Source organism: Microbacterium sp. SY138 (assembly GCF_039729145.1).
GTDB lineage: Bacteria > Actinomycetota > Actinomycetes > Actinomycetales > Microbacteriaceae > Microbacterium > Microbacterium maritypicum_A.
This window is the reverse complement of record NZ_CP155793.1, coordinates 2,950,616-2,976,719: the sequence shown is the minus strand read 5'-3', so window position 1 is coordinate 2,976,719 and position 26,104 is coordinate 2,950,616. Positions and strand designations below refer to the sequence as shown.

Annotated in this window: 29 protein-coding genes, 1 tRNA gene and 2 pseudogenes; 19 read left to right on the top strand and 13 right to left on the bottom strand. The window is 66.3% G+C overall.

Annotation, left to right across the window (positions count from 1 at the left end; genetic code table 11):
• Positions 1-32 precede the first annotated feature (32 nt).
• Positions 33-317, bottom strand: a pseudogene (locus tag ABDC25_RS14260) (acetyl-coenzyme A synthetase); the annotation flags it as partial.
• Between the two features lie 162 nt (positions 318-479).
• Between ABDC25_RS14260 and ABDC25_RS14255 the strand changes: the two are divergent.
• The gene (locus ABDC25_RS14255) at positions 480-2,669 is read left to right on the top strand and encodes a hypothetical protein (RefSeq protein WP_347123305.1); all 2,190 of its coding nucleotides are present in this window, start codon (positions 480-482) and stop codon (positions 2,667-2,669) included.
• Between the two features lie 28 nt (positions 2,670-2,697).
• Here ABDC25_RS14255 and ABDC25_RS14250 read toward each other — a convergent pair whose 3' ends face one another.
• The 3 genes from ABDC25_RS14250 to acs all read right to left on the bottom strand — a co-directional run bounded on the left by ABDC25_RS14250 (position 2,698) and on the right by acs (position 6,472).
• Positions 2,698-3,336, bottom strand: a complete 639-nt coding sequence (locus tag ABDC25_RS14250) for a hypothetical protein (protein ID WP_347123303.1) — start codon at positions 3,334-3,336, stop codon at positions 2,698-2,700.
• A 217-nt stretch (positions 3,337-3,553) separates the two neighbouring features.
• On the bottom strand, positions 3,554-4,402 hold the full coding sequence (locus ABDC25_RS14245; RefSeq protein ID WP_347123301.1) for a GIY-YIG nuclease family protein: 849 nt from the start codon (positions 4,400-4,402) through the stop codon (positions 3,554-3,556).
• 93 nt (positions 4,403-4,495) lie between these two features.
• Entirely contained in the window at positions 4,496-6,472 is a 1,977-nt protein-coding gene (acs, locus tag ABDC25_RS14240) for an acetate--CoA ligase (protein ID WP_347123299.1), read from the bottom strand.
• Between the two features lie 401 nt (positions 6,473-6,873).
• Here acs and ABDC25_RS14235 point away from each other — a divergent pair, with 401 nt between their 5' ends.
• The 5 genes from ABDC25_RS14235 to ABDC25_RS14215 are packed head-to-tail and all read left to right on the top strand — an operon-like array spanning position 6,874 to position 9,991.
• Entirely contained in the window at positions 6,874-7,881 is a 1,008-nt protein-coding gene (locus tag ABDC25_RS14235; RefSeq protein ID WP_021199124.1) for a TadA family conjugal transfer-associated ATPase, read from the top strand.
• Positions 7,881-8,777: a type II secretion system F family protein gene (locus ABDC25_RS14230; protein WP_347126012.1), complete on the top strand. Its 897-nt coding sequence runs from the start codon at positions 7,881-7,883 to the stop codon at positions 8,775-8,777. The genes ABDC25_RS14235 and ABDC25_RS14230 overlap by 1 nt, the downstream gene beginning before the upstream one ends.
• 56 nt (positions 8,778-8,833) lie before the next feature.
• Entirely contained in the window at positions 8,834-9,007 is a 174-nt protein-coding gene (locus tag ABDC25_RS14225) for a DUF4244 domain-containing protein (protein WP_347123297.1), read from the top strand.
• Positions 9,008-9,016: 9 nt separating this feature from the next.
• Positions 9,017-9,772, top strand: coding sequence for a hypothetical protein (locus tag ABDC25_RS14220; protein WP_347123295.1), 756 nt, complete (start codon positions 9,017-9,019; stop codon positions 9,770-9,772).
• 33 nt (positions 9,773-9,805) lie between these two features.
• Entirely contained in the window at positions 9,806-9,991 is a 186-nt protein-coding gene (locus ABDC25_RS14215; protein WP_347123293.1) for a hypothetical protein, read from the top strand.
• Positions 9,992-10,277: 286 nt separating this feature from the next.
• Here the strand turns inward: ABDC25_RS14215 and ABDC25_RS14210 are convergent, their stop codons facing one another.
• From ABDC25_RS14210 to ABDC25_RS14180, 7 genes are read right to left on the bottom strand one after another with little or no spacing between them, the layout of a single operon-like run.
• On the bottom strand, positions 10,278-10,448 hold the full coding sequence (locus tag ABDC25_RS14210; RefSeq protein ID WP_347123291.1) for a hypothetical protein: 171 nt from the start codon (positions 10,446-10,448) through the stop codon (positions 10,278-10,280).
• Entirely contained in the window at positions 10,445-10,825 is a 381-nt protein-coding gene (locus ABDC25_RS14205; RefSeq protein WP_347123289.1) for a hypothetical protein, read from the bottom strand. The genes ABDC25_RS14210 and ABDC25_RS14205 overlap by 4 nt, the downstream gene beginning before the upstream one ends.
• A gap of 22 nt (positions 10,826-10,847) precedes the next feature.
• Positions 10,848-11,033: a hypothetical protein gene (locus tag ABDC25_RS14200; RefSeq protein WP_347123287.1), complete on the bottom strand. Its 186-nt coding sequence runs from the start codon at positions 11,031-11,033 to the stop codon at positions 10,848-10,850.
• A gap of 2 nt (positions 11,034-11,035) precedes the next feature.
• The gene (locus tag ABDC25_RS14195) at positions 11,036-11,485 is read right to left on the bottom strand and encodes a hypothetical protein (RefSeq protein WP_347123285.1); all 450 of its coding nucleotides are present in this window, start codon (positions 11,483-11,485) and stop codon (positions 11,036-11,038) included.
• Positions 11,482-12,108, bottom strand: a complete 627-nt coding sequence (locus tag ABDC25_RS14190; RefSeq protein WP_347123283.1) for a DUF2807 domain-containing protein — start codon at positions 12,106-12,108, stop codon at positions 11,482-11,484. Before ABDC25_RS14190 ends, ABDC25_RS14195 begins: the two co-directional genes overlap by 4 nt.
• A gap of 11 nt (positions 12,109-12,119) precedes the next feature.
• On the bottom strand, positions 12,120-13,577 hold the full coding sequence (locus ABDC25_RS14185) for a phage/plasmid primase, P4 family (RefSeq protein ID WP_347123281.1): 1,458 nt from the start codon (positions 13,575-13,577) through the stop codon (positions 12,120-12,122).
• Positions 13,574-13,924, bottom strand: a complete 351-nt coding sequence (locus tag ABDC25_RS14180; protein ID WP_347123280.1) for a hypothetical protein — start codon at positions 13,922-13,924, stop codon at positions 13,574-13,576. Before ABDC25_RS14180 ends, ABDC25_RS14185 begins: the two co-directional genes overlap by 4 nt.
• A gap of 715 nt (positions 13,925-14,639) precedes the next feature.
• Between ABDC25_RS14180 and ABDC25_RS14175 the strand changes: the two genes are divergently transcribed.
• Positions 14,640-14,912, top strand: coding sequence for a hypothetical protein (locus tag ABDC25_RS14175; protein WP_347123278.1), 273 nt, complete (start codon positions 14,640-14,642; stop codon positions 14,910-14,912).
• Positions 14,913-15,238: 326 nt separating this feature from the next.
• Entirely contained in the window at positions 15,239-15,352 is a 114-nt protein-coding gene (locus tag ABDC25_RS14170) for a hypothetical protein (RefSeq protein ID WP_347123276.1), read from the top strand.
• On the opposite strand, the gene ABDC25_RS14165 is transcribed toward ABDC25_RS14170, so the two are convergent.
• A complete protein-coding gene (locus tag ABDC25_RS14165) occupies positions 15,349-16,821 on the bottom strand; it encodes a recombinase family protein (RefSeq protein ID WP_347123274.1) in 1,473 nt (490 codons plus the stop codon). The two genes, ABDC25_RS14170 and ABDC25_RS14165, sit on opposite strands and share 4 nt — an antisense overlap.
• A 25-nt stretch (positions 16,822-16,846) precedes the next feature.
• Here ABDC25_RS14165 and ABDC25_RS14160 point away from each other — a divergent pair.
• The 10 genes and pseudogenes from ABDC25_RS14160 to ABDC25_RS14115 all read left to right on the top strand — a co-directional run.
• Positions 16,847-16,954: pseudogene (locus ABDC25_RS14160) on the top strand (DUF4244 domain-containing protein); the annotation flags it as partial.
• Entirely contained in the window at positions 16,954-17,349 is a 396-nt protein-coding gene (locus tag ABDC25_RS14155; RefSeq protein WP_347123272.1) for a TadE family type IV pilus minor pilin, read from the top strand. The pseudogene ABDC25_RS14160 and the gene ABDC25_RS14155, both read left to right, overlap by 1 nt.
• The gene (locus tag ABDC25_RS14150) at positions 17,349-17,675 is read left to right on the top strand and encodes a hypothetical protein (RefSeq protein WP_021199120.1); all 327 of its coding nucleotides are present in this window, start codon (positions 17,349-17,351) and stop codon (positions 17,673-17,675) included. Before ABDC25_RS14155 ends, ABDC25_RS14150 begins: the two co-directional genes overlap by 1 nt.
• Before the next feature lie 80 nt (positions 17,676-17,755).
• Complete coding sequence (gene topA, locus ABDC25_RS14145) at positions 17,756-20,629, top strand: type I DNA topoisomerase (RefSeq protein WP_167255708.1); 2,874 nt, start codon at positions 17,756-17,758, stop codon at positions 20,627-20,629.
• Positions 20,626-21,255: a dTMP kinase gene (tmk, locus tag ABDC25_RS14140; protein ID WP_167255710.1), complete on the top strand. Its 630-nt coding sequence runs from the start codon at positions 20,626-20,628 to the stop codon at positions 21,253-21,255. Before topA ends, tmk begins: the two co-directional genes overlap by 4 nt.
• 71 nt (positions 21,256-21,326) lie before the next feature.
• Positions 21,327-22,484: a DNA polymerase III subunit delta' gene (locus ABDC25_RS14135; RefSeq protein WP_347123270.1), complete on the top strand. Its 1,158-nt coding sequence runs from the start codon at positions 21,327-21,329 to the stop codon at positions 22,482-22,484.
• Positions 22,481-24,034 carry an alpha/beta hydrolase gene (locus tag ABDC25_RS14130; protein WP_347123268.1) on the top strand — a complete coding sequence of 518 codons (1,554 nt, stop codon included), beginning with the start codon at positions 22,481-22,483 and terminating at the stop codon, positions 24,032-24,034. The genes ABDC25_RS14135 and ABDC25_RS14130 overlap by 4 nt, the downstream gene beginning before the upstream one ends.
• Positions 24,035-24,104: 70 nt before the next feature.
• Positions 24,105-24,177 (top strand) — tRNA-Thr (locus ABDC25_RS14125).
• A gap of 67 nt (positions 24,178-24,244) precedes the next feature.
• Positions 24,245-24,826: an isochorismatase family protein gene (locus ABDC25_RS14120; protein ID WP_029258702.1), complete on the top strand. Its 582-nt coding sequence runs from the start codon at positions 24,245-24,247 to the stop codon at positions 24,824-24,826.
• Positions 24,823-25,356 (top strand): DUF1697 domain-containing protein, encoded by a 534-nt coding sequence (locus ABDC25_RS14115; RefSeq protein WP_347123266.1) that lies wholly within the window; start codon positions 24,823-24,825, stop codon positions 25,354-25,356. The genes ABDC25_RS14120 and ABDC25_RS14115 overlap by 4 nt, the downstream gene beginning before the upstream one ends.
• On the opposite strand, the gene ABDC25_RS14110 is transcribed toward ABDC25_RS14115, so the two are convergent.
• Positions 25,337-25,561, bottom strand: coding sequence for a hypothetical protein (locus tag ABDC25_RS14110; RefSeq protein ID WP_021199113.1), 225 nt, complete (start codon positions 25,559-25,561; stop codon positions 25,337-25,339). The two genes, ABDC25_RS14115 and ABDC25_RS14110, sit on opposite strands and share 20 nt — an antisense overlap.
• A 25-nt stretch (positions 25,562-25,586) precedes the next feature.
• Here ABDC25_RS14110 and ABDC25_RS14105 point away from each other — a divergent pair, with 25 nt between their 5' ends.
• The gene (locus tag ABDC25_RS14105; RefSeq protein ID WP_021199112.1) at positions 25,587-26,102 is read left to right on the top strand and encodes a CGNR zinc finger domain-containing protein; all 516 of its coding nucleotides are present in this window, start codon (positions 25,587-25,589) and stop codon (positions 26,100-26,102) included.
• Positions 26,103-26,104: the final 2 nt, after the last annotated feature.

The following is a 26,104-nucleotide window of genomic DNA, read 5'->3' as shown; positions in this document are numbered from 1 at the left end:
GGAGGCGCGTCTTCTGTCTCGTCCGGGTGGCTCTACTTGACCTGCGCCGAGATGATGCTCATCACCGCGGTGTCGGCGAGGGTCGTCGTGTCGCCCACCTCGCGGCCCTCGGCGACGTCGCGGAGCAGACGCCGCATGATCTTCCCGGAGCGGGTCTTCGGCAGCTCACCCACGATGTAGACATCGCGCGGGCGGGCGATCGCGCCGATCTGCTCTCCCACCCAGAGGCGCAGCTGCTGGGCGAGGCCGGCAGGCTCGTGCGCGGCGAGATAGCTCTCCTTGATGATGACGAAGGCCACCACTGCCTGGCCCGTGGTTGTCGTTCGCGACGCGGCGTCGTCTCGTTTTGTTCGGTTGCTTCGTTCGAACGAGGTCGATCTTCGTGCCTTCAGGCGGCTAGTGCAGGCGCGTCACGCACCGGCTGCAACTAACTCCCACGTACTACACGACGTGTCGAAGCCCTCCGTTAGATTGGGAAAATGGAGAAGCTCAACATCGCGCTGAAAAACTGTCACGGAATTCGCGAGCTGAACGCGGACTTCTCATTCGTCAAAGGCAACGCCGTCGCGATCTACGCGCCGAACGGCACGATGAAGACCTCCTTCGCTCGCACCCTCGCGGATCTGTCGAACGAAGTCGAGACCACGGACCATATGTTCCCCACGCGCGAAACCGTCCGCAGCGTCACCGACGAGAAGGGTGACGAACTCGACCCGCAAGACGTCGTTGTCGTTCTCTCCTACGACGAGGAGCTTGGTCCGTCGGAGTCCACTTCCACCCTGCTGGTCAATGCGGACCTCCGGAAGGAGTACGAAAGCCTGCAGGTCGACTTGTTTGCCGCGCGGGAGAGTCTCGTTGCTGCGCTTCGCGAGCAGGTCGGACCGAAGCTGGACGTACCTGCCGCTATCTCCCAAGTTTTCATGCAGCAGGACGACAAGTTTTTCGATGCTCTCGTTCGCGTGAGCTACGAGGTCGAACAACAGGAGGACGCACCCTTCGCTGACCTGCCGTACGAGCTTCTCTTCGCGGAGCGGGTCGTGGCGATGCTCCGAACGCCCGCCGTGCAGAGCGCCCTCGCGCAGTACGTAACGCGCCTGAACGAGCTGCTGGACGAGTCTTCGTTCTTCAGCCGCAACTCCTTCGACTTCTACAGCGCGAGCAAAGTGACGAAGAGTCTCGGCGACAGCGGCTTCTTCGCAGCCAGCCACACCTTGCTGCTTCACGGGGAGGAGACACCGCGAAGCGTCAGCAACCACGAGGAGCTTGAAGCGATCATCGAGGAGGAAAAGTCGAGGATCACCGATGACCCTGCCCTCAAGAAGAAGCTGGACCTCGTCGAGAAAGCTCTCCAGAAGAACGTGGACACTCAGAAGTTCTTCGACTTCATCGCGGAGCGCGAAGAGCTGCTTCCGTTCCTGGCTAACGTTGATCAGTTTCATCAGGGGGTGTGGAAGTCATACTTCAAGACCCACGAGAGCCTGTTCCAGCACGCCGTGAAGTGCTTCAAGGACACGGAGGTCCGACGCAAGGAGATTGAGCGGCAAGCCGCTGCTGAGAGCACCCAGTGGGAAAATGTCATCAAGATCTTCAATGACCGCTTCTTCGTTCCGTTCCGGCTGAGCGCCGAGAACAAGCATCGTGTGATGCTCGGCCAGGACTCCATGCTCAAGCTCGTCTTCCAGTTCCAGGACGGCGATGAGTCGCGTGGCGTCGAGCGAGATGACCTGCTTGACGTGCTTAGCAACGGAGAGAAGAAGGCGCTCTACATATTGAATGTGTTGTTCGAGATGGAAGCGCGCAAGGCAGCCGGACGCGAGACCCTGTTCGTGATCGACGACCTCGCGGACTCCTTCGACTACAAGAACAAGTACGCCATCATCCAGTATCTCAAGGAGATGGCAGATCACACCAACTTCAAGTTGATGCTGCTTACCCACAACTTCGACTTCTTCCGTACCCTAAACAGTCGGGGCGTGGTCGGCTACAAGCGTTGCTTCATGGCTCAGAAGGGAGAGACGAAAGTCGTTCTCAGCCAGGCGGCCCATATCAACAACCCGTTCATCCACGGGTTCAAGAAGCATTTCTTCACAAACGGTATGGAGCGGATCGCTTCCATTCCGTTTGTGCGGAACATCCTCGAGTACACCAAGGGGACCGACGACCCGGACTACATGAAGCTCACCTCGCTTCTTCACTGGAAGCAAGACTCGCGATCAATCACCAACGCTGAGCTCGACCGGATCTTCATCGACACGTTCCAAGGCTTCGAGGGCGAAGCGTGGGGCACGCCCACCGAGCCAGTGCTCGACCTCCTTATTCAACAGGCCGATATAGCCGTCCAGGCAGACGAAGGGGTCAATTTCGAGAACAAAATCGTACTCTCAATCGCCACGCGACTCTTGGCAGAGAGTTACATGGCCGCTGAGATTGCGGACTCATCGTTCACAAACAGCATCACCGGCAATCAGACTCAGGCGCTGTTTCAGCGGTTCAAGAACCGCGGGCTAGGCACGTCGGAGTCGAGGAGCACGCTAGACGGTGTCGTGCTCATGACCCCCGAAAACATCCACGTCAACTCATTCATGTACGAACCGATCATCGACATGTCCGATGCGGCGCTTCGAGGTCTGTACACGGACGTGAAGCGCATCAGCCCCGGTCTGAGCTGACGGTGCAGGTCCTCACTGACGTCGGCTGTCATTTTGGACTTTTCCGCTCCTCGTTAGGCTCGCTAGGTTCATCGACGCTGACGAGAGCTTCTGCCTGCACTGGAGCGCGACCCAGGTCCGCTCGGGCGGCGGCTACGAACGCTTCGACCAACGCCTTCTTCTCTCCGAACTCCAACCGCACCGGAGCCATCCTCACCCGACGGGGATTGCTGGCGGCGAGCGCCTTGTCGTAGTCGTCAGCCGCTCGAAGCACGTCGTCGGTGGCAACAAGGCGCATTGCGGCGAGAGGAGCCCATGCTGCGTGCCGCGCGCGATCAATCTCGCCGCTCGCTACCTCCAGCCGCGTGTGAATCTCGGCCACGCGCGCCTCCTCCTCTGGCGTGTCCTTCTTGAACGGCGTCTGCTTCAGTTCGTTTCGGATCGTGGCGTAGCGATCGAACGCGTCCGACCTAGCGCTCTCCGCCACGAGGAAGTCAGAGTAAGCCTTCGCGCGTTCACGACGGTCGGCGTCTTCTGCGCGGTGGCGCTCCGTGCGTTCGATGGCTTCGACTCGTTGCTTGTCGGCCAACGTACGCGCGTCCGTGGCCTCCTTGGTTAGCCGAGCTTGCTTGTTCGCTTCCGTCGAACGAGCTTCACTCGCTTCTCGTCGCTCATCGCGGTCCTTCATGAACTGCCGACGAAGTGTCCAAGCTGCGACCAACACCGATAGGAGAGTGACGCTGGAAGTAATTAACGCTGCGACGATAGGCGGCTGCACATCACGACTTTCGCAGTCGTTCAATGCCAGTGCAAGCGCCGCGGGGCGGCTACTCGCCGAACCTGACGATCTTGTCGGGCCTTGAAAGCCGAGCATCAGCGTGCCCCGGGGGCTGTGAGGCGGAGCGTCAGCCAGTGTTCGCGCCTGCGCTAGCGATACGCACACACTCGGCTCGAAGAGCCTTCAATTGTGGCAAAGCTGCTGGGTTGCCCTGGAGGTTCAGCAACGGGGTGTGCGCACGGAGAAGCGAAGACTCTTCCACCGCGTGCGCACCCGCGAACTCGATCCAGTTGACGATAAGGTTCGCGTTGATCCAGTTGATGATCGCGCCGTTGTCCTGCGCGGCGAAAGTGTAGTTCCTGCCGTTGGCCATGCCAACCAGGCTGCCCGAGGGCGGCCGGAAGCCGAGGACTGCACCGATACTTCGAAAGAAGGTCCCATGCCCCCGCGCACGCAACTCCTGCCCGAGGAAACGCTTGCGCAGGCTGGTACCCGCAATGCCGACGTAGATCAGGTCGCTGTCCCTGCTGTCGAGCAAGTTGCCAAAGGGTTGGGGGAGCGCCGCCCGGTCGCGAACCTTGATCGCGTACAAGCCCGGACGGTCCGGCACCTCAGGGTCGATGCTGCCAGCAGGCCGGAACGCTTCGTCGTTCAAGAGACTCGTTTCGACGTCCGAAGCGACGGCAGGGGAGGGGGTGGTAGAACGAACGGCACTGGCGGGCACGGTGCGGGAGGGCTCGTCGATGGTTGCCTGATTGGCAGAGTCACCCCATCGGGCCAAACTGATGGTGCTCCCCGCCTTTGAGAACAGTCGAGGATACTTCCGCGTCCTGCCGTGAACCTGAAACGGCGTCACGGGTGAGCCGTCACGCTTCTTATACAGGCCACTGGTGTTGACGCGCTCTGCCAGCTCCGCTGTCGTCATCGCGCGACCCGCCTCGCTCAGCGCAGCTTCTATTGCGTAGTGAAGTGTCATAACACGTCCCCCTTCTCCCGCGAGAGTAACGACTGCTTCTGACACGGGGACGGGCACCGGCGAGGCATCGAGCGCTCCGGTGCGCAGGAGTAACTACTTGCCGGTGACCTGACCCTTGATCGTGCTCATGACCATGGTGTCCGCGAGCGTCGTGGTGTCACCCACCTCGCGACCTTCCGCCACGTCGCGGAGCAAGCGCCTCATGATTTTGCCGGATCGCGTCTTCGGCAGTTCGGTGACGAGGTAAACGTCGCGGGGACGGGCGATTGCACCGATTTGCTGCGCGACCCACGCCCGCAACTCGTCGACGAGACCCGTCAACTCCTCGTGCTTTGCGGTGTACGACTGCTTGATACATACAAAAGCAACCACGGCCTGACCGGTCGTCTCGTCCGAGGCACCGACCACGGCGGCCTCGGCCGTCGCTTCGTGCGCGACCAACGACGATTCGATCTCCGCGGTCGACAGGCGATGTCCGGAGACGTTCATGACGTCGTCGACGCGACCCAGCAGCCACAGGTCGCCGTCGTCGTCGAGGCGCGCGCCATCCCCGGCGAAGTAGTAGCCCTGGTCTTCGAACTTCTCCCAATAGGTCTCCCGGTAGCGCTCGGGGTCGCCCCAGATGCCGCGCAGCATGCTGGGCCAGGGTTCGGTGATCACGAGGAGGCCGCCGCTGCCGTTGCCGACCTCGACGCCGCTCTCGTCGACGACGTCGATAGAGATCCCGGGCAGAGGCACCTGCGCGGAACCGGGCTTGGTCTCGGTGACTCCCGGAAGAGCGGACACCATGATCGCGCCGGTCTCGGTCTGCCACCAGGTGTCGACGATCGGGGTCTTGTTCGCCCCGATGACCTCGCGGTACCACATCCACGCCTCGGGGTTGATGGGCTCTCCCACCGAGCCGAGCAGTCGCAGCGACGACAGATCGAACTTCGCGGGGACGCTGCGCCCGATCTTCATGCACGAGCGGATCGCGGTCGGCGCGGTGTAGAAGATCGACACCTTGTACTTCTCGATGATCTCCCACCAGCGGCCGGGGTGCGGGGCATCCGGTGTGCCTTCGTAGAGCACCTGGGTCGCACCGTTGGCGAGGGGGCCGTACGTGACGTAGCTGTGTCCGGTGATCCAGCCGATGTCGGCCGTGCACCAGAACACATCGGTCTCCGGGTGCAGGTCGAAGACGTACTTGTGCGAGTACGCCGCCTGGGTCAGGTACCCGCCTGAGGTGTGCAGGATGCCCTTGGGCTTGCCCGTCGTGCCCGAGGTATAGAGGATGAAGAGCGGATTCTCGGCGGGGAACGCCTGTGCCGTGTGCTCCGCGGAGGCGGCAGGGACGGCGTCGTGCCACCAGATGTCGCGGCCGTCGATCCAGTCGACCTCGTTCTCGCCACGGCGGACGACGAGGACGTGCTCGACGGTCTGCTGCTCACCGTCGCCGCGGTCGGCGAGGGCCTGGTCGACGGCCGGCTTCAGCGCCGAGACGCGGCCCTTGCGGTAGCCGCCGTCGGCGGTGATGACGAGCTTGGCGCCGGCGTCGTCGATGCGCGAACGCAGGCTGTCGGCGCTGAAGCCGCCGAACACGACGGAGTGGATCGCTCCCAGGCGAGCGACCGCGAGCATCGAGGCGATCGCTTCGGGGATCATCGGCAGGTAGATCGCGACGCGGTCGCCCTGGCCGATGCCGAGACCTTCGAGCACGTTGGCGACGCGCTTGACCTCGTCCGTGAGCTCGGCGTACGTGATGCGGCGGGAGTCGCCCGGCTCGCCTTCCCAGTGCAGGGCGACGCGATCGCCGTTGCCTGCTTCGACATGACGGTCGAGGCAGTTGTAGGCGACGTTCAGCTCGCCGTCCTCGAACCACTTCGCGAAGGGCGGGTTGCTCCAGTCGAGCACCTGGGTGAACGGCTTGTGCCAGTGCACCAGCTCTCGGGACTGCTCACCCCAGAAGGATTCGCGATCGGCGGCGGCACGCTCGTACAGCTCGGGCGAGGAGATGGTGTGGGCGACGAAGTCCTCCGACGGCGGGAACTTCCGGGTCTCGTCGAGAAGATGATCGATCTGGCTGCTCATCGGCAGGCGCTCCTTTGCGGCATACGGGTCTTACGAGCATGGTCGTGGGGGTGGCGACCAGGTCATGGCGAATCTATCTCCGCGGCCTCCTGTCGCATACTGCCGAAAGTCGGTAGTGCGGCCGGTTTTGTCAGGACGGTCGCCTTGCGTACACTCGACGACAGCCGAATTCTCATTCCGGCCTTGGCGTGCCCGATTCCCCCAATCGTGGTTCGTCGTGGGCGGCATCTCATTCCCCCCGTGAGATGCCGCCCATTCCTTTGGGAGCGCTCCCTGCCGTGCCGGGTTCCGCCGGAGGCGTCGCCTGCACCGTGGGCGGATGAGTGGTCTTATTCACAGGCGCTGAGCCGACCCGCGCCTCACGCCTTTCCCACACGACGGCCGCGCATAGCGTCGCGTCCATGCCTGATTCCTTCGTCATCCAGCCCAGGGGAGTTCGTTCGGCTGCGCCCGAAGGGGAAGCCCCGCCCGAGACCCGTCGCCTGGATCCGGCGTTCGGGCCGCTTCTCACCCACCTCGACGATGCCGTCACCGATGTGTTCGTGAACGGGGCGAGCGGGCTGTTCGTCGACCGCGGGAGTGGAGCAGAGCCCGCACCGGGGTGGAGGGCTTCGGAGCGGGAGGTCCGCGACCTCGCCGTCGCACTGGTCGGTCTCGGGGGACGCCATATCGACGACCAGGCGCCCTGCGTCGACGTCCGTCTCGATTCCGGCGTCCGGGTTCATGCGGTCCTCGCACCGGTATCGACCACCGGAACCGCCCTCTCGATACGCATTCCCCGCGTACGTGTCGCGGATCTCGACGCGCTCGCCGCTCTCGGTGCCTTCGATGCGCGCCAGCATGCCTGGCTGCTCGGGCTGGTGGCCGAGCGGGCGAACATCCTCATCACCGGGGGAACCGGAACGGGCAAGACGACGCTGCTGTCGGCGCTGCTGTCGGAGGTGTCGTCGACGGAGCGCATCGTCACGATCGAAGACGTCGCCGAGCTGCGTCCGCGTCACCCGCATCACGTCGCCCTCGAAGCGCGGCAGTCGAACCTCGAGGGCGCGGGCGGCATCTCTCTGGCGCGACTGGTGCGCGAGTCGTTGCGGATGCGTCCCGATCGGCTGGTGGTCGGGGAGTGCCGCGGTGAAGAGGTCCGGGAGCTGCTCACCGCCCTCAACACCGGTCACGACGGGGGTGCGGGCACTCTGCACGCGAGCGGGCTCCGCGACGTCCCCGCGCGGCTCGAAGCCCTCGGCGCCCTCGCCGGGATGGACGCGATCGCTCTCGCGCGGCAGGCGGTCAGCGCGTTCACGATCGTCCTCCACCTCGACCGCGCCCCCGGGGGCACCCGTCGCATCCGGCAGGCGGGGCGTCTCGTGATCGTCGGGGATCGTCTCGATATCGAGGAAGTGCAGCCGTGGTGATGCGGTGGGGCCGTGTGGGGCGACGAGGGTCGGCCGGCGCGACGGATGCCGCGACCTCGGTGCAGACGCTGGCCGTGCTGCTGCAGGCGGGGGCTGCGCCGGTCATCGCGTGGCGCCACCTGGCCGAGGCCGATGATCCGCAGGCGCGGGCTGTCGTCGACCGCCTCGATCGTGGCGTGCCGCTTCTCGAGGCCATCGAGGCTGAGGGCGGGGCATGGATCGATCTGGCCGCCGCCTGGGAGATCGCGACGACGGTGGGGGCGCCGCTCGCCGAGGTTCTCCGCATGATCGCGGAGACGCTGCGAGACTCCGAGGCCGCGGCTGACGATGTGCGCATCGCACTCGCCGAACCCGCAGGAACCGCACGGCTGCTGCTGTGGATGCCGTTCGCCGGGGTGCTCCTCGGGTTCGCACTCGGGTTCGACACCATCGGAGTGATCTTCGGGAACGTGCTCGGCGCCGCCTGCGTCACCGTCGGCCTGCTCCTCGTCGCCGCGGCGCATCTGTGGACGACGCGCCTGCTGCGGCGGGCACGACCGGCGCCCGGCACCCCCGGGATGCACGCAGAGCTCGTCGCGGTCGCACTGTCGGGCGGGGCCTCGATCGATCGTGCGCATCAGCTGGTCTCGCAGGCGTCCCCCTCGGAGACCGGCGATGAACGCGTTCGCTCCGTGCTCGAGCTCTCTCGCGCCGCGGGGGTGCCGGCAGTCGAGCTGCTCAGGGCATCCGCGGCCCAGGACCGACACGCCGCCAGAGTGCAGGGGCGGCTCCGTGCCGCGAAGCTCTCGACACGCCTGTTGTTCCCGCTCGGGGTCTGCACGCTGCCGGCTTTCCTCCTTCTCGGTGTGGTGCCGCTCCTGCTCAGCGTCCTCGTATCCGCGCCGATGCCGCTGTGACGTTCCCGAACACCCGTACACCCCGATGCCCTGCATCCCACAGAAAGAAGGAACACATGAAGAACATTCCCCTGCTGGATCGACGGCGCGCCGAGGCGTTGTTCGGCGACGACACCGGAGCCGCCACGGCCGAGTACGCGATCACGACGATGGCAACTGTTGCGGAGTTAGAGCAATTTTCATCAGATCGTGGCTTCTCAATGCCGCTGCCGGGTGTCCGGTGTAGGTAGCCTGAGCCCGTGCATAGGGGGCTCGCGCTATTTCTCAAGCTGTTGCTCGGTCTAGGGCTGTTCGTTCTAGTACTGTTCAACGGTCTCGTCGACCAAAGCTTCATCAAGGATGATCCGGTCGCACGCTTCTGGTTGCTTGCCGGTACCGGAGCCTTGGTGCTTACCGACGCGATCTGGACTGCGGTGGCGGTGTTCATCGGCCGAGGTAAGGCGGCTCGCCAGGAGCGCATTCGACTGTTCCTGCTGCCGGTTATAAGAGAGGTCGCCCGTCGGCACCGAATCGACATCACACTGCTGGGAGCCAGCGTGTTCCGGGTGCGGCGCCGGTTCGGGCTCTTCGGGCGCAAGCAGCTCGAAAGAGTTGACCGGTACCGCATGTCCGATCTCCCTCAGCAATCGAAGGTCGTATGGGTCTCGGGCAAGGGTGCCATAGGAGAAGCCTGGCGCAACGTCGCCATCGAGCATGTCGACTGGCGCCCCATCCAAGCGCGTTGGGGCAGCGGCAAGGTTAAGACTGAAGCTGACTGGACTCGTGTGCCGCTCGAGGATCGATGCGGCATGACGATGGCTGAGTTCCTCAACATCGTCGACAAGTACGCCGAGGTGCTCGCCATCCCGATTCTCAAGCCGAACACAACTCGGTGTGATGGAGTGCTCTCACTAGATGTCCCGATCCGAGCCAATGTCGGGAGTCTGGTGTTGAATGACGTGGACACGGTGGAAAAAGCGACCGAGGCCGCGACGGTCATTCACAATGTCCTATAGGCGAGTTATCATCAGAGCACAGGGGAGGCGATCATGGCCAAGCGAAGACTAGTCACTCAGGCAACGCGATCCGGACAGTCGGCCCGCGATCAGTACTACGCGGAGCTTCAGAACCTCGAGTTGGATCACCGCATGCAGGAAGCGGTCAGCATTGCTCAGCGCTCGCAGAGCCAGCGTCACCTGGTCGAGGTTTGGCAGCAGTCCGCTCGCACCGCCTGACTTAGTGACGAATCACTAACATTTTCGGCTCGACGCGGTGTGTCCGCAGAGGCTCGCGCCAGGAACTGATTAGGCTGTCGGCATACCTAACGCACTGAACCTGCCGCCGACAGCCTAATCAGTTCCTGGCATCGGCCTCCCTCGTTGGCAATAAATCCCTGGTCAGGGCAAGAATTTGCAAGAGCCCCCTCAGCGTTCCACTCGCTGAGGGGGCTCTTTCATCGCGCCGAGGCGCGGAAGCCGAGCGACCGTCGCAACACTCTCGAAAGGCCGGCCGCCCGGTGGTCTAGCACCACCGACGGTGGTGCCGCTCGCGGTGCTCCTGAGCGATGATAAGCGCCCGCCCGTGGTCACCCAGTGGCCCGAGTGCAGCGCCGCATGTGCACACGACGAGGCTGCCGGTGTCGGGCGAGCGGTCGACGTTGGTGACGTGCCCGTCCTGCTTGTAGCGGGTCATGACGTGTGACCGAGGCGGCCATCGCCGGCCAGCCAGGCGGTGACGCGGTTGGGTGCGCTGCTCAGCGGCGTCGAGCGAGCCCCCGGGGCCGTGACAGTGCCGTTGACGAACAGGTTGCCGCCGATGGACACCGAGCCCGAGAACCACGACGCCAGCGCGATGGCGACCCGCTGGTCGACGATGGTCTCGACATCGTTGGCGATGAAATCGGCGAGCTCGGCCTGAATGTCGTTGACGAGCGCCTCGAGCTTGGCGACCGTTCTGAACACCTGGGTGCCAGTCGGTGACTCGAGCTCGCTGAGCCGGTCTTTGAGGGCCTTGAATTCGATGGCGATGCGGTCGTAGTCGCCGACTGGGGTGCGAGGGTCGATGGGCATGGTGTCCCCGAGCGTCCTCGATCTAGCTCTCGCCGAGCAGGTGGTTGGCCTGCTGCCTGCTCGTATCGATGTCCGGGTCGTACCCATCCTCGACCTCGGTGCCGAGCAGGGCGTCGGCCTGCCGTTCGCTCGGGGACTTCCGGCGCTCGAGTTCGGCGACAAGGGCGGCCTCGCGAGCTCGGAGCTGTGCGGGGGTCTTGGTGGTCATGGTCATGCCTTTCCGGTGGTGGGGTGGTGGGGCAGCGCCTCGAGGCGAAGCTTGTAGATGCCGACCAGCACGTTGAGCAGGTCTGAACGCTCGCCGGGCATCGCCTCGTCGAGCCCGAGGTAGGCGCGGCGCGTGACTTCGGTGAGGCCCGCCTCGATCACCGCGTAGGCCGCGGTGACGGTGGGCAGCTCCGTGATGCGACGTTCGATCGCTTGGCGCTTGAATTCCTCGAGCTCGATGAGGTCTAGCTCGAGTTCCTCAGCGGCGGTGGCAGGGCGCTCACCCGTGATGAGCCCGTACATGACTCGCTCGTGCGGGTCATTGGTGCCGAAATCGTCGTCGAACGGGTCAGGCTCGGGGTCAGGAACGACAGCGAGTCGGGCGGTCTCGCTCGCGGCCTCGGCGGCGAGACCTGCCGCCAGCCACTCGCTGACGATGCGCGCCTCGCTCACAGTCCCTCGACCTCTCGCTGTGCCGCGACAAGCGCTTCGCGGAGGTTGTCGATGGCGGTGCCGATGGCGATGGCGTGGTTGCCGCCCCGCATCGCCAAGTTGAGCGCGGGGTCGTCGCCGGCCTTTCGGGCCTCGAGCATCTTGAGCACGCCGACCGCCTCGTCGAGCTCGAGGCGAGCCTTGACGGCCATGTCGAGAGCGGTGGTGAGCGTCAGCACCGCGCTGGCGGCCCGCTCCCGCATTGTCTTGCCCCACGCTTTGCCGTTGCCCGCGACAGCCGCCTCGAGCTCATCCACGGCCAGCCTGCGAGCCTCGACGAGGCCGCTGAGGCGTGTCTGCGCCGTGCGTGCCACGGTCTGCGCCTCGAGTGTGGTCTCGGCAACTCCCTCGGGGACGAACGACAGGTCGTCGAGCATCGCCTTGGCGATGTCGTCGCGCTCGGAGGTCATCGCCTGAGCGAGCGTGGCGCTCGCTGTGTCTCGCACGACGATGGCCTCACGTCGAGCGGCGCTGATGGCCTTGAGCTTGTCGAGCGCGGCCGCGATGTCGGGCTGGGCGACAGGGTCGGGCAGCATGATGAGCTTGCCGTTGATGCGCTCGTTGTACAGGGTCTTGTCGGTCATGGTCGTGCCTTTCAATCGGTGGTGAGGGTGGTGGGTGCGGGGGTGAGGTGCGCGACCTGGCGAGCGAACTCGACGTTGACGCGGGCGTCGTCGCGCAGGGCGAGCCCTCGCCAGCCGCGCAATGCGGTGGTGCGGGTGAGCTCGACACGGCCGGCGAGGTCGTCGTGCTGAGCGAGGCGGGCGCTGAATGTCTGCGTTGACCACTTACCGAGACCGTTGACCGCCTGCCATCCGGTGAACAGCGCGTACAGCTCGCTCGAGGCGGTGAATGCCTCCGGGTCGACGATGAGCGCGTCATCGACGAACCGCATGATGACATCGGTTTCCTTGCGCCATTCGCGGGTGTCAGCCTCTACGCGCTGAGGCGGCACCGGCAGGCGCATGCCCTCGTCGAACCATTCCCGCGCACCCGCGACGAGCCAGGCGAGCACCGCCTCAGATCGGCCGCCCGAGCCTCGGCGCAGGCGGGTGCGCAGGTGGCGGTCGCCCTTGCGCTGCCCCTTGCGGGTCGGGGTGCCCTTGACGAACTCGCGAGGGAACGTGAGCGGGATGAGGCGGCGCCAGGTGCCGTGGTCGGTCTCGCTGACGATGGGCAGGTAGTTGGTGCTCACGAACAGCGAGTGGGTGGCCGGGAAGCTCACGAAATCCTGCCGCATGCGACGCGCGGTGATGACCTCGGTGCCGGTGATGTCCTTGAGCCGCTTGACGTTGATGCGGTGCCCATCGGGCAGTTCCTCGGCGACGGCGAGGCGCACACCCTTGAGTGTCATGAGGCTGGCGGGGTGGTCGCCGGGGCGGGCGAGCAGCACCTCATCGGGCACGACGGTCGCGTAGTCGCCGAGTGCATGGCGCACCGCGTCGAGCATCGTGCTCTTGCCGTTCGACCCGCCACCGATGAGGAACACCTGCGTGTCGTCGTCGGGCGTGTGCCCCGTGATGGCCTGCCCGAACCGCATGCGGGCGTATCCGCGCGCCGACTTGGGCAGCGCGGTGAGAGCCGCCTGCCAGTCTTTGTGCGTCGCCCCGGGCTTGTACTCGACGGGGGCCAGCTTGGTGAGCAGCAGGCCGGGGTCGTGGCGGCTGAGCTCGCCTGTACGCAGGTCGAGCACGCCGTTGGCGACATTGAGCAGGTGCGGGTGAGCGTCGAACTCGTCGGTGCGCCGCATCAGGATGCCGGCCAGCAGCTTGAGAGTGGCGCTGATGGCCCCGATGCCGAGAAAGCGGCCGATATCCTTGGCCGGCAGGTTACCGAGCACGTCGCGGCTGTAGTCGTAGTGCCACTTCCGCACGACCTCGAGCGCGCGTGCGTCAGGCACCTCGAGCCAGCGCTTGCCATCCCACTCGAGCCACTGAGCGCCGTTCTCGCTCACGAGGTCGTGGCGCAGTGTGTCGGCGGCCTCATCGGCGCGGGCGGTGTCGTTGAGCGCGTCGAGCATATGACGCTCGGTCGCGACCACCTCGCGGCTCATCGCTGACCCCTCGCCCTGAGTGCGGCGTGCAGGAGAGCGAACGGGGTGTCGGTCGGGGGCTTGGCGTTCTCGAGCGCGGCCTCGGCAGCTGCCTGACGAGCGAGCAGCGTGGCGCGGCGACGTAGCTGAGGGCGGGACATCGACAGCCGCACCGCGACCGGGATGCGCTCGACCCAGTAGTCAAGCTCGGCACCACTGAGCAGGGGGTAGCTCGGGCGCTTGGGCTCATGACCCTGCCAGCGTGCCGTTGCGGCAGCGCGCGCTATCTCGGTCGCGCGCTCGGTGGTGCGGCTCGCGTTGCCCTTGAGGCCGGCGGCCAGCGCCTTTTCGCGGCTGTCGTACGGCATCACGCACCTGCCTTGAACAGGGCGGCGATGGTGGTGCGCGTGGCCTCGCTCAGGGGCGGGGCGGAGGCGACGATGCGCTCAATGGTGTCGTCGGTGGTGGTGGCGGTCTCAGCCATGCTCGTGACTCCGAAAGTGGAGTCACGCTCACCGAGAGGACATCGCCTAGGCCGAGCGATTCGGTTCTACGTGACGGGCTTACCGCCTACCTTGCCGAGGTGTTCCTCGGGGCCTGATATCAAGCGTAGGGATAGTGGTGAACCACTACAAAGCGCGAATATGCACGCTTTCGAAGTTCTTTCGGCGCCCCCTGAACGGACGACCATGACGGACATGACGGATGGTTCTGCTTACCCCTGTGTGAGCGCTCTTAGCTGGTAATCAATTCCATCCGTCATGTCCGTCATGGTGGTCATAGCGAGGCCCTCGACGGGGCGCTCGTAACGGTGAGACAGGGCCTGTCTCACCGTTCTTGTCTCACGGCACTCGCAGGATGGGGTGCAGGCCCTCGAGGCGCGGAAACATGCGGGTCTCAGCGTGGTGCTGTGCGTGCATCGGCGCCTGTTGTGTGTGAGAAAAACAGGGGGCGCGCGTCGGTAGCGACCGCCTCGGCGCAGGCGCAGGATGGCGGGCACACTAAGACCCCTCGGATACGCCCTGTTAGCAACAGTGGGCGCGGTCGCTAAGAGGGCGTATCCGGCGACGCTAGACTCGCGCGATGACTTCGACTCAGGTGCTCGCCATCGTCCTGTATTCGGTGGGTGGCGTGTTCGCGGTCGTCGGCCCGCTCATCGCGGCCGTTCGCATCATGGGCAAGAACCGTGATGCACAGAGCGAGCTCACGGGAACGTGGATTGACCCTGCCAACGATCCCGACCACATCAGGGCCACCGCTCGAGCAGATGCGTGGTGGGGCCTAACTGAGTTCGGTTTCGTGGGGCTGGGTGTCGTGCTCGCCTCAGTGGCGAGCATCATCTTGGTGGTCGGGTGATGCTCGACGATGCCGCACAGCCTCGGTGTCCTGAGTGCAGTGTCGTGATGCGCGACGACCCGCGCGGGTTCCGCTGCCCCTCGTGCGGCCACCTTGACGACCACACTGTCGAGCTCGAGGCGGTCGTCATCCCGCCCGACTTCGACGGCCCGGCCATTCACGGGGGCTAGGTAGCCGTTGCGCTGGACACCCTGCTGCCGCCAGACTCATGCTCAAACGACGACAAGGGGGTCGCTATGGCGGCTGGAGTACTGAAGTTTCACCTCTGGAAGACGAACGCGAATCAGCCATACCACTGGACGCTGAACTCAGCGCAGAATGGGCAGGTGATCTGCACGAGCGAGAACTACGCACGCAAGGCCGATGCGATGGCCTCTCTCAACAGCGTCTACGCCAACGCTGGCGACAGCCTTTACGAGGACCACACCGGCGAGGGCTAGTGCCAGGTGATCGTGAGCGTTCGGGCCATCGCCTCATCGCTCATGTTGCGCCGGTTGCCCTGACCCACGCTGTGCACCTCGATGGTGAGCAGCGCCTCGAGCACGGCACGCTTGCGCCCGAGCGGCAGGGCATCCCACACACCGCGCACATCGGCCGCACCCACGAGGTCGCGCAGGGGCTCGACATTCGCGCCGGCCTGTAGCTTGGCGTCGAGCTCGGCGATGCGGGCGTTGGCGCGCTTGGTGAGGCGCACGCGCTCGGGGCGCGTAATGAGCCCATCCTGCTCGTCGTCACCTGCTTGCCTGATGCTGACCTCGAGGCGGCGCCGCTCAGCCCTCAGCGCATCCACGTCGGGGCGCTCGCGGTCGACGAGCAGGTCGACGGCGTCGGCGCGCTCGAGGCGTGCCACGATGAGGCGCTCGATGAAGTCGTCGAGGGGCACCCCGCGGCGCATGAAATGAGCCATCGAGCCGCACCGGTAGCTGTGTATCCCGCGCTCGCCGCCCCCTGCCCTGATGGGTTGCTTGCACACCCCGCACAGTGCCAGCCCGGAGAGCAGCCATCGCCGAGTGGGCCCGGGGGATGTCTTGCGCTCGGGGTGCTCGAGGCGGGCCTTGGCCTCGGCCCACTCATCGGGCGTGACGATGGCGGGCCATGCGCCGTCGATGCAGGTGTCGCGCGTGATGGCACGTTGATCGTAGGGGGCATCCTTGTCGTCGTTGGGCAGCGGCAACAGCGCCGCGTAGTAGGGGCTCATCAGGATGCGCCGCAGAGTGGTGGGCGAGAACGGCACCCCCTCGGGGTGGCGCTTGGTCGGCAGGGTGCGCCTGCCACTGAGCGTCAGGTCGCGTGCGATCGAGCCGAGCGGCACCCCAGCCAGGAACTCGTCGTAGATGCGTCGCACGTCGGGGGCTCGCTCGTCGTCGAGTTCATACGCCTCGATGGTGCCGCGCTCGAGGCGCACCTTGGTCGGCACCCACTTGTAGCCGTAGGGCACGCGCCCCGAGGTGGGGATGCCGCGCCCGCGGCGGTCTGCGTTGGCGAACACCCGGCGCTCGGCCTTGGTCTCGCTCTCCGCACGCGCGACCGAGGTGAGCACGTTGGCGATGAGTCGCCCTGACGGCGTCGTGAGGTCGAGTTCGCCATCGGTGGTCACCACCTGTACCCGGGCCGCGTTGAGCGCCTCGAGGGCGGCGAGCGAGCGCCCGAGCCGGTCGAGCTTGCGCACGATGAGCACGTCGAATCGGCCGGCGCGTGCATCGTCGAGCATCCGGTTGAACGCTGTGCCATCGCCTCGCGACTTGTAGCCGCTCACGCTGTCGTCGGTATAGGTCTCGACGACGAGGTAGTCGCGTGCATCCGCGAGCTGTTGGCACGCCTCGACCTGGCGGCGAATACCCTCGGGCTCAGCGACAGACTGGCGAGCGTAGAGGGCGGCGCGCAGGGTCTTGGTGCGTTTCGGGGTCACGGGTCAATTCTGCTCTAACCCGACGACAATGGCTGCTGTGGCTTTCGCAGGACTCCTCGTCGTCATCATGCGATCGGACGAAGTGCGTGGCATTCTCACCGATCTCGTGCGCCGGGCGCTGACGGTGTCGTGATGAAGATCACGAGACGATCCCGGAACGCCCGTGGCGTCGGCGAGGTGTCGCCGGCGCCGCGACACGCGGGCGACCGCGGATCCGTCTCGGCGGAGTTGGCCCTCGCTTTTCCCGCGGTGGTGCTGGTGTTCCTGCTCGGCGCGGGAGCTCTCGGCACGGCATCCCGCCAGGTGGCGCTGCAGGATGCCTCTGCCGACGCGGCGCGCCTGCTCGGACGCGGCGAAGAACAGGGCACCGCGAAACGAGTGGTGCAGTCCGCAGTCCCGGGAGCGAGGATGACATCCTCGCTCTCGGGCGACCTCGTCTGCGTCAGCGCGTCGCTCGACGTTTCCGTCGGATCGGTGCTCCGTCTGCCTCTTCGTGCCAGGAGTTGCGCGCTCGACGGGGGACTCTGATGGCAGGTTCGGCGCTCGCGGCGGGAGTTCTCGCCGTCGCGGCGACGCTGTCCCTCGGCCTCGCCGCTGTCGGCGGGGCTGCGGTGACAGCACAGCGGGCGGCGGGTGCCGCTGATGCCGCGGCGCTCGCCGTCGCGGACGCCGCGAGCGGTGCCGTGCCGACCGACGAGCAGCCCTGTGAACTCGGAGCGAGGGTCGCGCGGGCGTCGGATGCCGTGCTCACCGGCTGTGTCCTCAGGGGCTTCGTGGCGACCGTGGAGGTGCAGGCGGCGTACGCTGGACTCGCAGCCGTCTCCCGAGCCCGTGCCGGGCCACCCGAGGGATAGCGACGGCAGCGCGACCTCGCTCACTGTGAACGACCCCGCACAGTGGTGTGTATGGTGTGCTTCGAAGAAAGGACGCACCCTTGGCTGAAGGCAAGAAGCTCGTCATCGTCGAGTCCCCGACGAAGATGCGGTCTATTCAGGGATACCTCGGCGACGGCTACGAGGTGCTCAGCTCCGTCGGCCACATCCGCGACCTCGCTGACAAGAAGGACATCCCGGCTGCGGACAAGCAGGCCTACGGGAAGTACTCCATCGACATCGACAATGGATTCGACCCGTACTACGTCGTCTCCGATCGGAAGACCAAGACGGTCGCCGAACTCAAGCGCGCGCTGAAAAGCGCCGACGAACTCCTGCTCGCCACTGATGAGGACCGCGAGGGCGAGGCGATCGCCTGGCATCTGCTCGAGACCCTCAAGCCCAAGGTGCCCGTGAAGCGGATGGTGTTCCACGAGATCACCAAGGATGCGATCCAGGCCGCAGTCGGCAACACACGCGAACTCGACCACGACCTCGTCGATGCACAGGAGACCCGACGCATCCTCGACCGTCTGTACGGCTGGGACGTCTCGCCCGTGCTCTGGTACAAGGTGAAGACAGGCATCTCGGCCGGACGCGTGCAGTCCGCTGCGACCCGCCTGATCGTCGACCGGGAGCGCGAGCGCATGGCGTTCACCTCCGCCGAGTACTGGGACGTCGATGCGGCGGCTGCCGCGACCGGCACCTCGTTCAAGATCCGTCTGGTGCGCGTCGACGGTGGCCAGCTCGCTCGCGGTAGCGACTTCGATGACGACGGCAAGCTCAAGAAGGCCGTCGTCATCCTCGATGAGGCCGCAGCGTCTGCCCTGGCGAAGGCCGTCGACGCCGTGGGCGCCGGCACCGTCACCAAGGTCGAGGCGAAGCCCGGCACCCGCAGCCCCTACGCTCCCTTCACGACATCCACGATGCAGCAGGAAGCCGGGCGCAAGCTCTCGATGGGCGCGAAGCAGGCGATGGGTGTCGCCCAGCGCCTGTACGAGAAGGGCTACATCACCTATATGCGTACCGACTCCACGTCGCTGAGCACCCAGGCGGTGCAGGCGGCGCGGAGCCAGGCGGTGGCCCTCTACGGCGACGCCGCGGTGCCGCTGAAGCCGCGGGTGTACAAGTCCAAGAGCAAGAACGCACAGGAGGCCCACGAGGCCATCCGTCCGTCCGGTGACAACTTCCGCACGCCGGCCTCGCTGTCGTCGGAACTCGATCGCGACGAGCAGCGCCTCTACGACCTCATCTGGAAGCGCACCGTCGCCAGCCAGATGGCCGATGCCAAGTACGAGACCACCACGGTCACGATCGCCGTCGACGCCGCGGGCAAGAAGGCCGAGTTCACGGCCTCCGGGACCGTGTACACCTTCAAGGGCTTCCTGGAGGCGTACGAAGAGGGTCGCGATGAGAAGCGCGGCGACGCGGACGCCGCGGAGAACCAGTCGCTCCCCGCTGTCGCGGTCGGCGATCAGCTCGCGGTGTCGGATGCGGAGGCCAAGGGGCACCGCACCACCCCGAAGCCGCGATACACCGAGGCTTCGCTCGTGAAGGTGCTCGAGGAGAAGGGCATCGGTCGCCCCTCGACGTTCGCCTCGATCCCCGAGACGATCCTCGATCGTGGGTACGCGGTCAAACGTGGGCAGGCCCTCGTGCCGACCTGGCTCGCGTTCAGTGTCGTGCGCCTGCTCGAAGAGCACTTCGCCGAACTCGTCGACTACGACTTCACGGCTGCGCTCGAAGACGACCTCGACACGATCGCCCGCGGCGAGCAGAACCGGGTCGAGTGGCTCAAGTCCTTCTACTTCGGATCCGACAACCACGTGGGTCTGCGCCAGGTCGTCGACAACCTCGGTGAGATCGACGCTCGTGCACTGAACTCCACGCGCATCACCGACACGGCCACACTTCGCTTCGGCAAGTACGGCCCGTATCTCGAAGTGGCCGACCCCGCGAACCCCGAGGCCAAGCCGCGCATCGTCAACGTGCCGGAAGACCTCGCACCCGACGAGCTGACCGCTGAGAAGGCTCAGGAGCTCATCGACGCTCCCGTCGCCGGCGACCGCGTGCTGGGGGAGAACCCCGAGAACGGCAAGATCATCGTGGTGAAGGACGGCCGGTTCGGGCCGTACGTGCAGGAGAACGACCCCGTGTCGGAAGACGCGGCGGTCGACGAGACCACGGGCGAGGTCGTCGAGGCTCCGAAGCCGAAGCGCGGTTCGAAGAAAGAGGCTGCCCCGAAGCCCCGCACTGCATCGCTCTTCCGCTCGATGTCGGTCGACGAGATCGATCTCGACACCGCGCTGAAGCTGCTCAGCCTTCCCCGCATCGTGGGCGTCGACCCGGAATCCGGCGACGAGATCACGGCGCAGAACGGCAGGTTCGGGCCGTACCTGAAGAAGGGCACCGACTCGCGTTCGCTCGAGTCCGAGTCGCAGATCTTCGACGTGACGCTCGAACAGGCACTCGAGATCTACGCGCAGCCGAAGTACGGCGCAGGCCGTCGGGCCTCCAGCGCGCTCGCCGAATTCGAGGCCGACCCTGTCAGCGGGAAGCCGATCCGCATCCGCGACGGCCGTTTCGGCGCGTATGTGACCGATGGCGAGACGAACGTGACGATCCCGCGCGGTCAGACCGTCGACGACATCACCTTCGAGGTTGCGGTCCAGATGCTCGCCGACAAGCGTGCCAAGGGCCCGGCCCCCAAGCGCGGAGCGGCCAAGAAGGCTCCTGCCAAGAAGCCTGCAGCCAAGAAGACCGCCGCCAAGCCAGCTGCCAAGACGACCGCCGCCAAGAAGGCCCCTGCGAAGAAGCCGGCAGCGAAGAAGACCACCGCTGCCGCGTCCGCCGCTCGTTCGGCCGCGGCCAAGAAGGCCGCGGCGACGCGTGCGGCCAATGCGGCAGCGAAGGCGGCGGAGAAGGCGGACTCGTGACCTCAGGGCACGGGGTATGGATCACGTTCGAGGGCGGCGACGGCTCGGGGAAGACCACGCAGTCGAATCTGCTCGCCGAGTGGCTCGAAGGAGCCGGACGCACGGTGGTCCGCACGCGTGAACCCGGGGGTTCCGAGGTGGGACAGCTGATCCGAGACATCGTGCTGCACCATCGGGGCGACATCGCGCCCCGAGCGGAGGCACTGCTGTACGCCGCGGATCGGGCTCACCATGTCGCCACCGTCGTGCGACCAGCGCTCGAGCGGGGCGACATCGTGCTGCAGGACCGCTACCTCGATTCGTCCGTGGCGTATCAGGGTGCCGGCCGCGTGCTCGACGCGGCCGAGATCCGAGACCTGTCGCTCTGGGCGGCGGAAGGCGCGCTTCCGGACCTCACGATCCTGCTCGACCTCGACCCTGCGGCGGCGCGCACCCGTCTGGACTCCGCCGACAAGCCCTTCGACCGGCTCGAAGCCGAGAAGGCGGAGTTCCACGAACGCGTGCGCGACGCCTTCCTCACACTCGCGGAGGAAGAAGAGGAGCGGTTCCTCGTCGTCGATGCCTCCTCCGCGCCGGAGATCATCGCGGAACGGATCCGTGCGGGAGTCGACGCCCTTCTCGACTGAGCCGACCTGGCCGGTCGGCTCGACCACGATCTCGTGCGGTGGGCGTCGGTGGTCGCGATTAGGCTGAGTGCATGCCCCAGACCGTTCCCGCCCCTTTTCCCTGGGCGGATGTGTGGGGGCAGGACGCCGCCGTCGACACTCTCCGCGCCGCCGCATCCGATCCGTCCGCGCTCTCGCACGCCTGGTTGATCACGGGCCCGCCGGGCTCCGGGCGCTCCACCCTCGCGTACGCGTTCGCCGCGGCGTTGATCGCCGACCGACCTGACGACGAGAATGCGATGCGGCAGGTGCTCGCCGGTACTCACCCCGACGTCACGGCACTGCGTACCGACAAGGTCATCATCACGATCGCCGAAGCGCGCGGTCTGGTTGAACGCTCGTACTTCGCGCCCTCTGCGGGGCGCTATCGGGTCATCGTGGTCGAAGACGCCGACCGCATGGTCGAGCGCACCTCCAACGTGCTCCTGAAGGCGCTCGAAGAGCCGCCGGAACAGACGGTGTGGATCCTGTGCGCGCCGAGCGAGGCCGATCTGCTCCCCACGATCCGATCGCGCGTGCGGTCGTTGCGGTTGCGGGAACCCGATGTCGCCGATGTCGCCCGGCTCATCGGTCTTCGCACGGGCGTCGATGCGGGCGTCGCAGAGCAGGCGGCACGGCACGCCCAGCGCCACATCGGCATGGCTCAGCGACTGGCCACCGACGATGCGGCTCGGCGTCGGCGAGACGAGACCCTCCGCTCCGTCCTCGGCGTCAGGGGAGTCGGCGGTGCCGTCGAGGTCGCCGGGCGCATCATCCAGGCGGCGACGGAGGATGCGAAGGCGCTCACGGCCGAACGCGACGCTCAGGAGCGCGCTTCGCTGCTGCGTACCATCGGCATCGCCGAGGGGCAGGCGGTGCCGCCGGCGCTGCGCACGCAGCTCTCCGCACTCGAAGACGATCAGAAGAAGCGGGCCACGCGGAGCCTCCGCGACGGGATCGACCGTGTTCTCACCGATCTGCAGTCGCTGTTCCGCGATGTGGTTATGGTGCAGTTCGGACAGGGCCACGACCTCATCAACAGCGAGTTGCGCACCGAGCTGTCCGACCTCGCTTCCGCCTGGTCCGAGACCCGTACTCTTGTCGTACTTGACCACCTTGCCGAGACGCGGCAGTCGTTGGAGCGCAATGTCGCTCCTCTGCTCGCCCTGGAAAGCTTGCTCGTGACGATCACGAGCGGGAGGAAACCGTGAACAACCGATCGACTTCCCGCTGGCGTCGAGCCGCCGCGATCATCGCAGGTCTCGCAGCCGCATCCGTCGCACTCTCGGGGTGCCTGTACGCGATGATTCCCGAACAGTCCTCGCGGCCGGCGACGTCCAGCGAACCCGACACCGAGGGCGTCGCGGAGGATCTGCTGCCCTTCTACTCGCAGGATCTCACCTGGACCGAGTGTGGCGTTGGCTTCGACTGCACCGACGTGACGGCCCCTCTCGACTGGGAGGACCCGGGCAAGGGTGAGATCACCCTCTCGGTGGTCCGGCACCGTGCCGAGGGCACTCCCGTCGGTTCGCTGCTGACGAATCCGGGCGGCCCCGGGGCCAGCGGCGTCGACCTGATCCTCAACAGCCTCGACTTCGCGGTCGGAGCCGACATCATCGAGAACTTCGATGTGATCGGCTTCGATCCGCGCGGAGTCGGTGACTCGACCGCGGTGAAGTGCTACGACGCCCCGCAGATGGACGACTACCTCTACGGCATTCCTTCCGCTGCCCGTGGGACGGCCGAGTGGGAGGCCGAGCTGCTCGACTCCCACAAGGCCTTCGCCGAGGCGTGTGATGCGAACAGCAACGGCATCCTGCCCTACATCACGACCGTCAACGCGGCCCGAGACATGGATCTGATCCGGGCGGTGCTGGGCGACAAGCAGCTGAACTACCTCGGCTACTCGTACGGCACGTTCCTCGGTGCGACCTACGCGAAGCTGTACCCCGAGAAGGCAGGCCGCCTGGTGCTCGACGGCGCCATCGATCCGGCCGTCCCCGGGCTCGAGGTCGGGGCGACCCAGGCACTCGGGTTCGAATCCGCGTTGCGCGCCTACATGCAGGACTGCCTCGACTCGGGGGAATGCCCGTTCAACGGCACCGTGGACGAGGCGATGGCCGATCTGGGCGCACTGCTGGCGAGCGTCGACAGCACGCCTCTGAAAAGCGGAGACGGCCGCATGCTGGGTGCCGACTCGCTGATGACGGCCATCATCGCCGCGCTCTACTCGCAGGACAGCTGGGGCTACCTCACGCAGGCGCTCGACGAGGCTCTTCAGGGCGACCCGACCTCGGCACTGTTCCTCGCCGACTTCTACAACGGCCGAGAGAACGGCACCTACACCGACAACTCCGCCGAGGCGTTCCGTGCCTACAACTGCATGGACTACCCGGTGGAAGACGACCCGGCCGCGGAAGCGGCGACGAACGCGAAGATCGCCGAGGGTGCCCCGACGATCGCGCCGTACTGGACGGGCCCCGACTCCTGCGCGGTCTGGCCCTACCCGCCCACGGGCACGCGGGGTGAGATCAAGGCCGAAGGCGCCGGTCCCATCCTCGTGATCGGCACCACGAACGACCCGGCCACCCCCTACGAGTGGTCGGAGTCGCTCGCGAAGCAGCTCGAAGAAGGCATCCTCATCACGCGCGTCGGCGAGGGCCACACCGGCTACAACAAGGGCAACGCCTGCGTCGATGATGCGGTCGAGGCGTTCCTGCTCGACGACGTCGTGCCGGAAGACGGTCTCCGCTGCGAGTGATCGCGGCCTCGATTCGCGAGTGAGCGCGAGACAGGGTAATATCGGTGATCGCGCCGCTCACGCGTCGCACGCCGCTTTAGCTCAGTCGGCAGAGCATTTCACTCGTAATGAAAAGGTCGTCAGTTCGATTCTGACAAGCGGCTCCGAAGGCCCCGTGATGCGAAGAACATCACGGGGCCTTTCCCGTTCCGCACCGCGTACCCTCGAAGCATGAGCAGAGCGCTTCTCATCGTCGATGTGCAGAACGACTTCACCGAAGACGGCGCCCTCGCCGTCGCGGGGGGCGATGCGGTGGCCGCAGCCGTCACAGCATTCCTCGCCGCCCACACGGGCGACTACGCGGTGGTCATCGCCTCGAGGGATTGGCACGATGCCGACGGCGACAACGGCGGACACTTCGCCGACGCGCCCGACTACGTCGACTCCTGGCCTGTGCATTGCGTCGCGGGGACCACGGGGGCGGCGTACGACCCGCTGCTCGCGACCGATCCCGTGACGCACCACGTCCTCAAAGGGCAGGGGAGACCGGCGTACTCGATGTTCGAGGGGCAGACAGAGGCCGGGGAGACGGTCGGTGCGATCCTGACCGCAGCAGGTGTGCTCAGCGCGGACGTGGTGGGCCTCGCGACAGATCACTGCGTCAGGGCGAGCGCCCTCGACGCCATCGCGCACGGCGTGCGGGTCCGCATCCTCACCGACCTCGTCGCCGGTGTCGCCGCGGAGACCAGTGATGCCGCACTCGCCGAACTCGTCCACGCGGGGGCGGAGCTGGTCGAGAGCGCCGACGCGTGAGCCGCAGCGTCCTGCTCCTGCGGGCGGTCAACGTCAGCGGCCGCAACAGGGTGCCGATGTCGCGCCTCCGCGAGCTGCTCACGGCAGAGACCGAGCTGAACGACGTCTCCACCTACATCGCGAGCGGCAACATCATCTGCGGGACACCAGAGCATCCGGCTGCCACGTGTGCGGCCGTCCGCATGGCCATCCACGATGAGTTCGGCGTCGACACTCCGGTCATCCACCGCACTCATGCGCAGCTGGTCTCTTCGGAATCCGCCCAGCCGTTTCCCGAAGGCGACGTGAAGTCCGTGCACGCGATGTTCCTGGAGGGTGCGCCCTCGGGCGACGCGATCGAGGCGTTGCGGCAGCGTCTCCGCGACACCGAGCGGATCGCGCTGATCGGCGACGACCTGTGGATCGATTACGGTGCGGGCGGCGTGCACTCCACGAAGCTCACCAAGACGGTGCTCGATCGCGCGCTCGGAGTGGCCGGAACGGCGCGTAACCTGCGGACGACGCGCACGCTCATCGAACTGACGGCGTGACGCCGCCCAGTTCGCCGCTCAGCGCTGCCGGAGGCGTCTGCGAATGCGCCTGCACGTCGACCCGGCGCGTGTCACAGGCGGTGCACCGCACGTAGAGCACGACTCCCTCGCTCGTCGGATGCCGTGACTCCACCAGCCAAGCGTGCTCGTGCGCCTCGGCGGCGGGGCGGATGCGGGGGACGGGAAGGGTGTTCAGCGAAGTCATGCTTCCAGCGTGATGTAATGGTCTTATGCATCTCAACCCTTACGGCGAGTACGCGGTGCTGCTCGCCGCGTCGCTGGCCAACGACTGGCCGGAGACCCGCGCTGGGATCGAGGAGCGCACCCTGGAACTCGGGATGACGCAGACGTTCCCGCCCGCCGCCGACGACCACGAGAAGGTCAGAGCCGTCATCGACGACTGGCTGGCGATCGTGGATCAACCCGACCCCGACGCGCGGGCGGTGCTACTCAACGCACAACTCGCCGCCGCAGCCGCCTATCCGAGATTGACGAACCACGACGGCGAGGGGTGGCACCTGCACTACCGCGACGACGTCCCGTCCCTGCCCTACGTGCTCCGGGCGATCATCAGCCTCGGCACGTCGCTGCACCTGGTCACCCGGGGAATGAGCCGGCTCGGCCGATGCCAGGCCACGCCGTGCACGAACGTCGTCGCGGACGTGACCCGCAACGGCCGCCAGCGCTTCTGCTCCGTGCGCTGCGCGAACCGTGCGGCCGTGCGTCGGCACCGTGCGCGAGCCTGAGC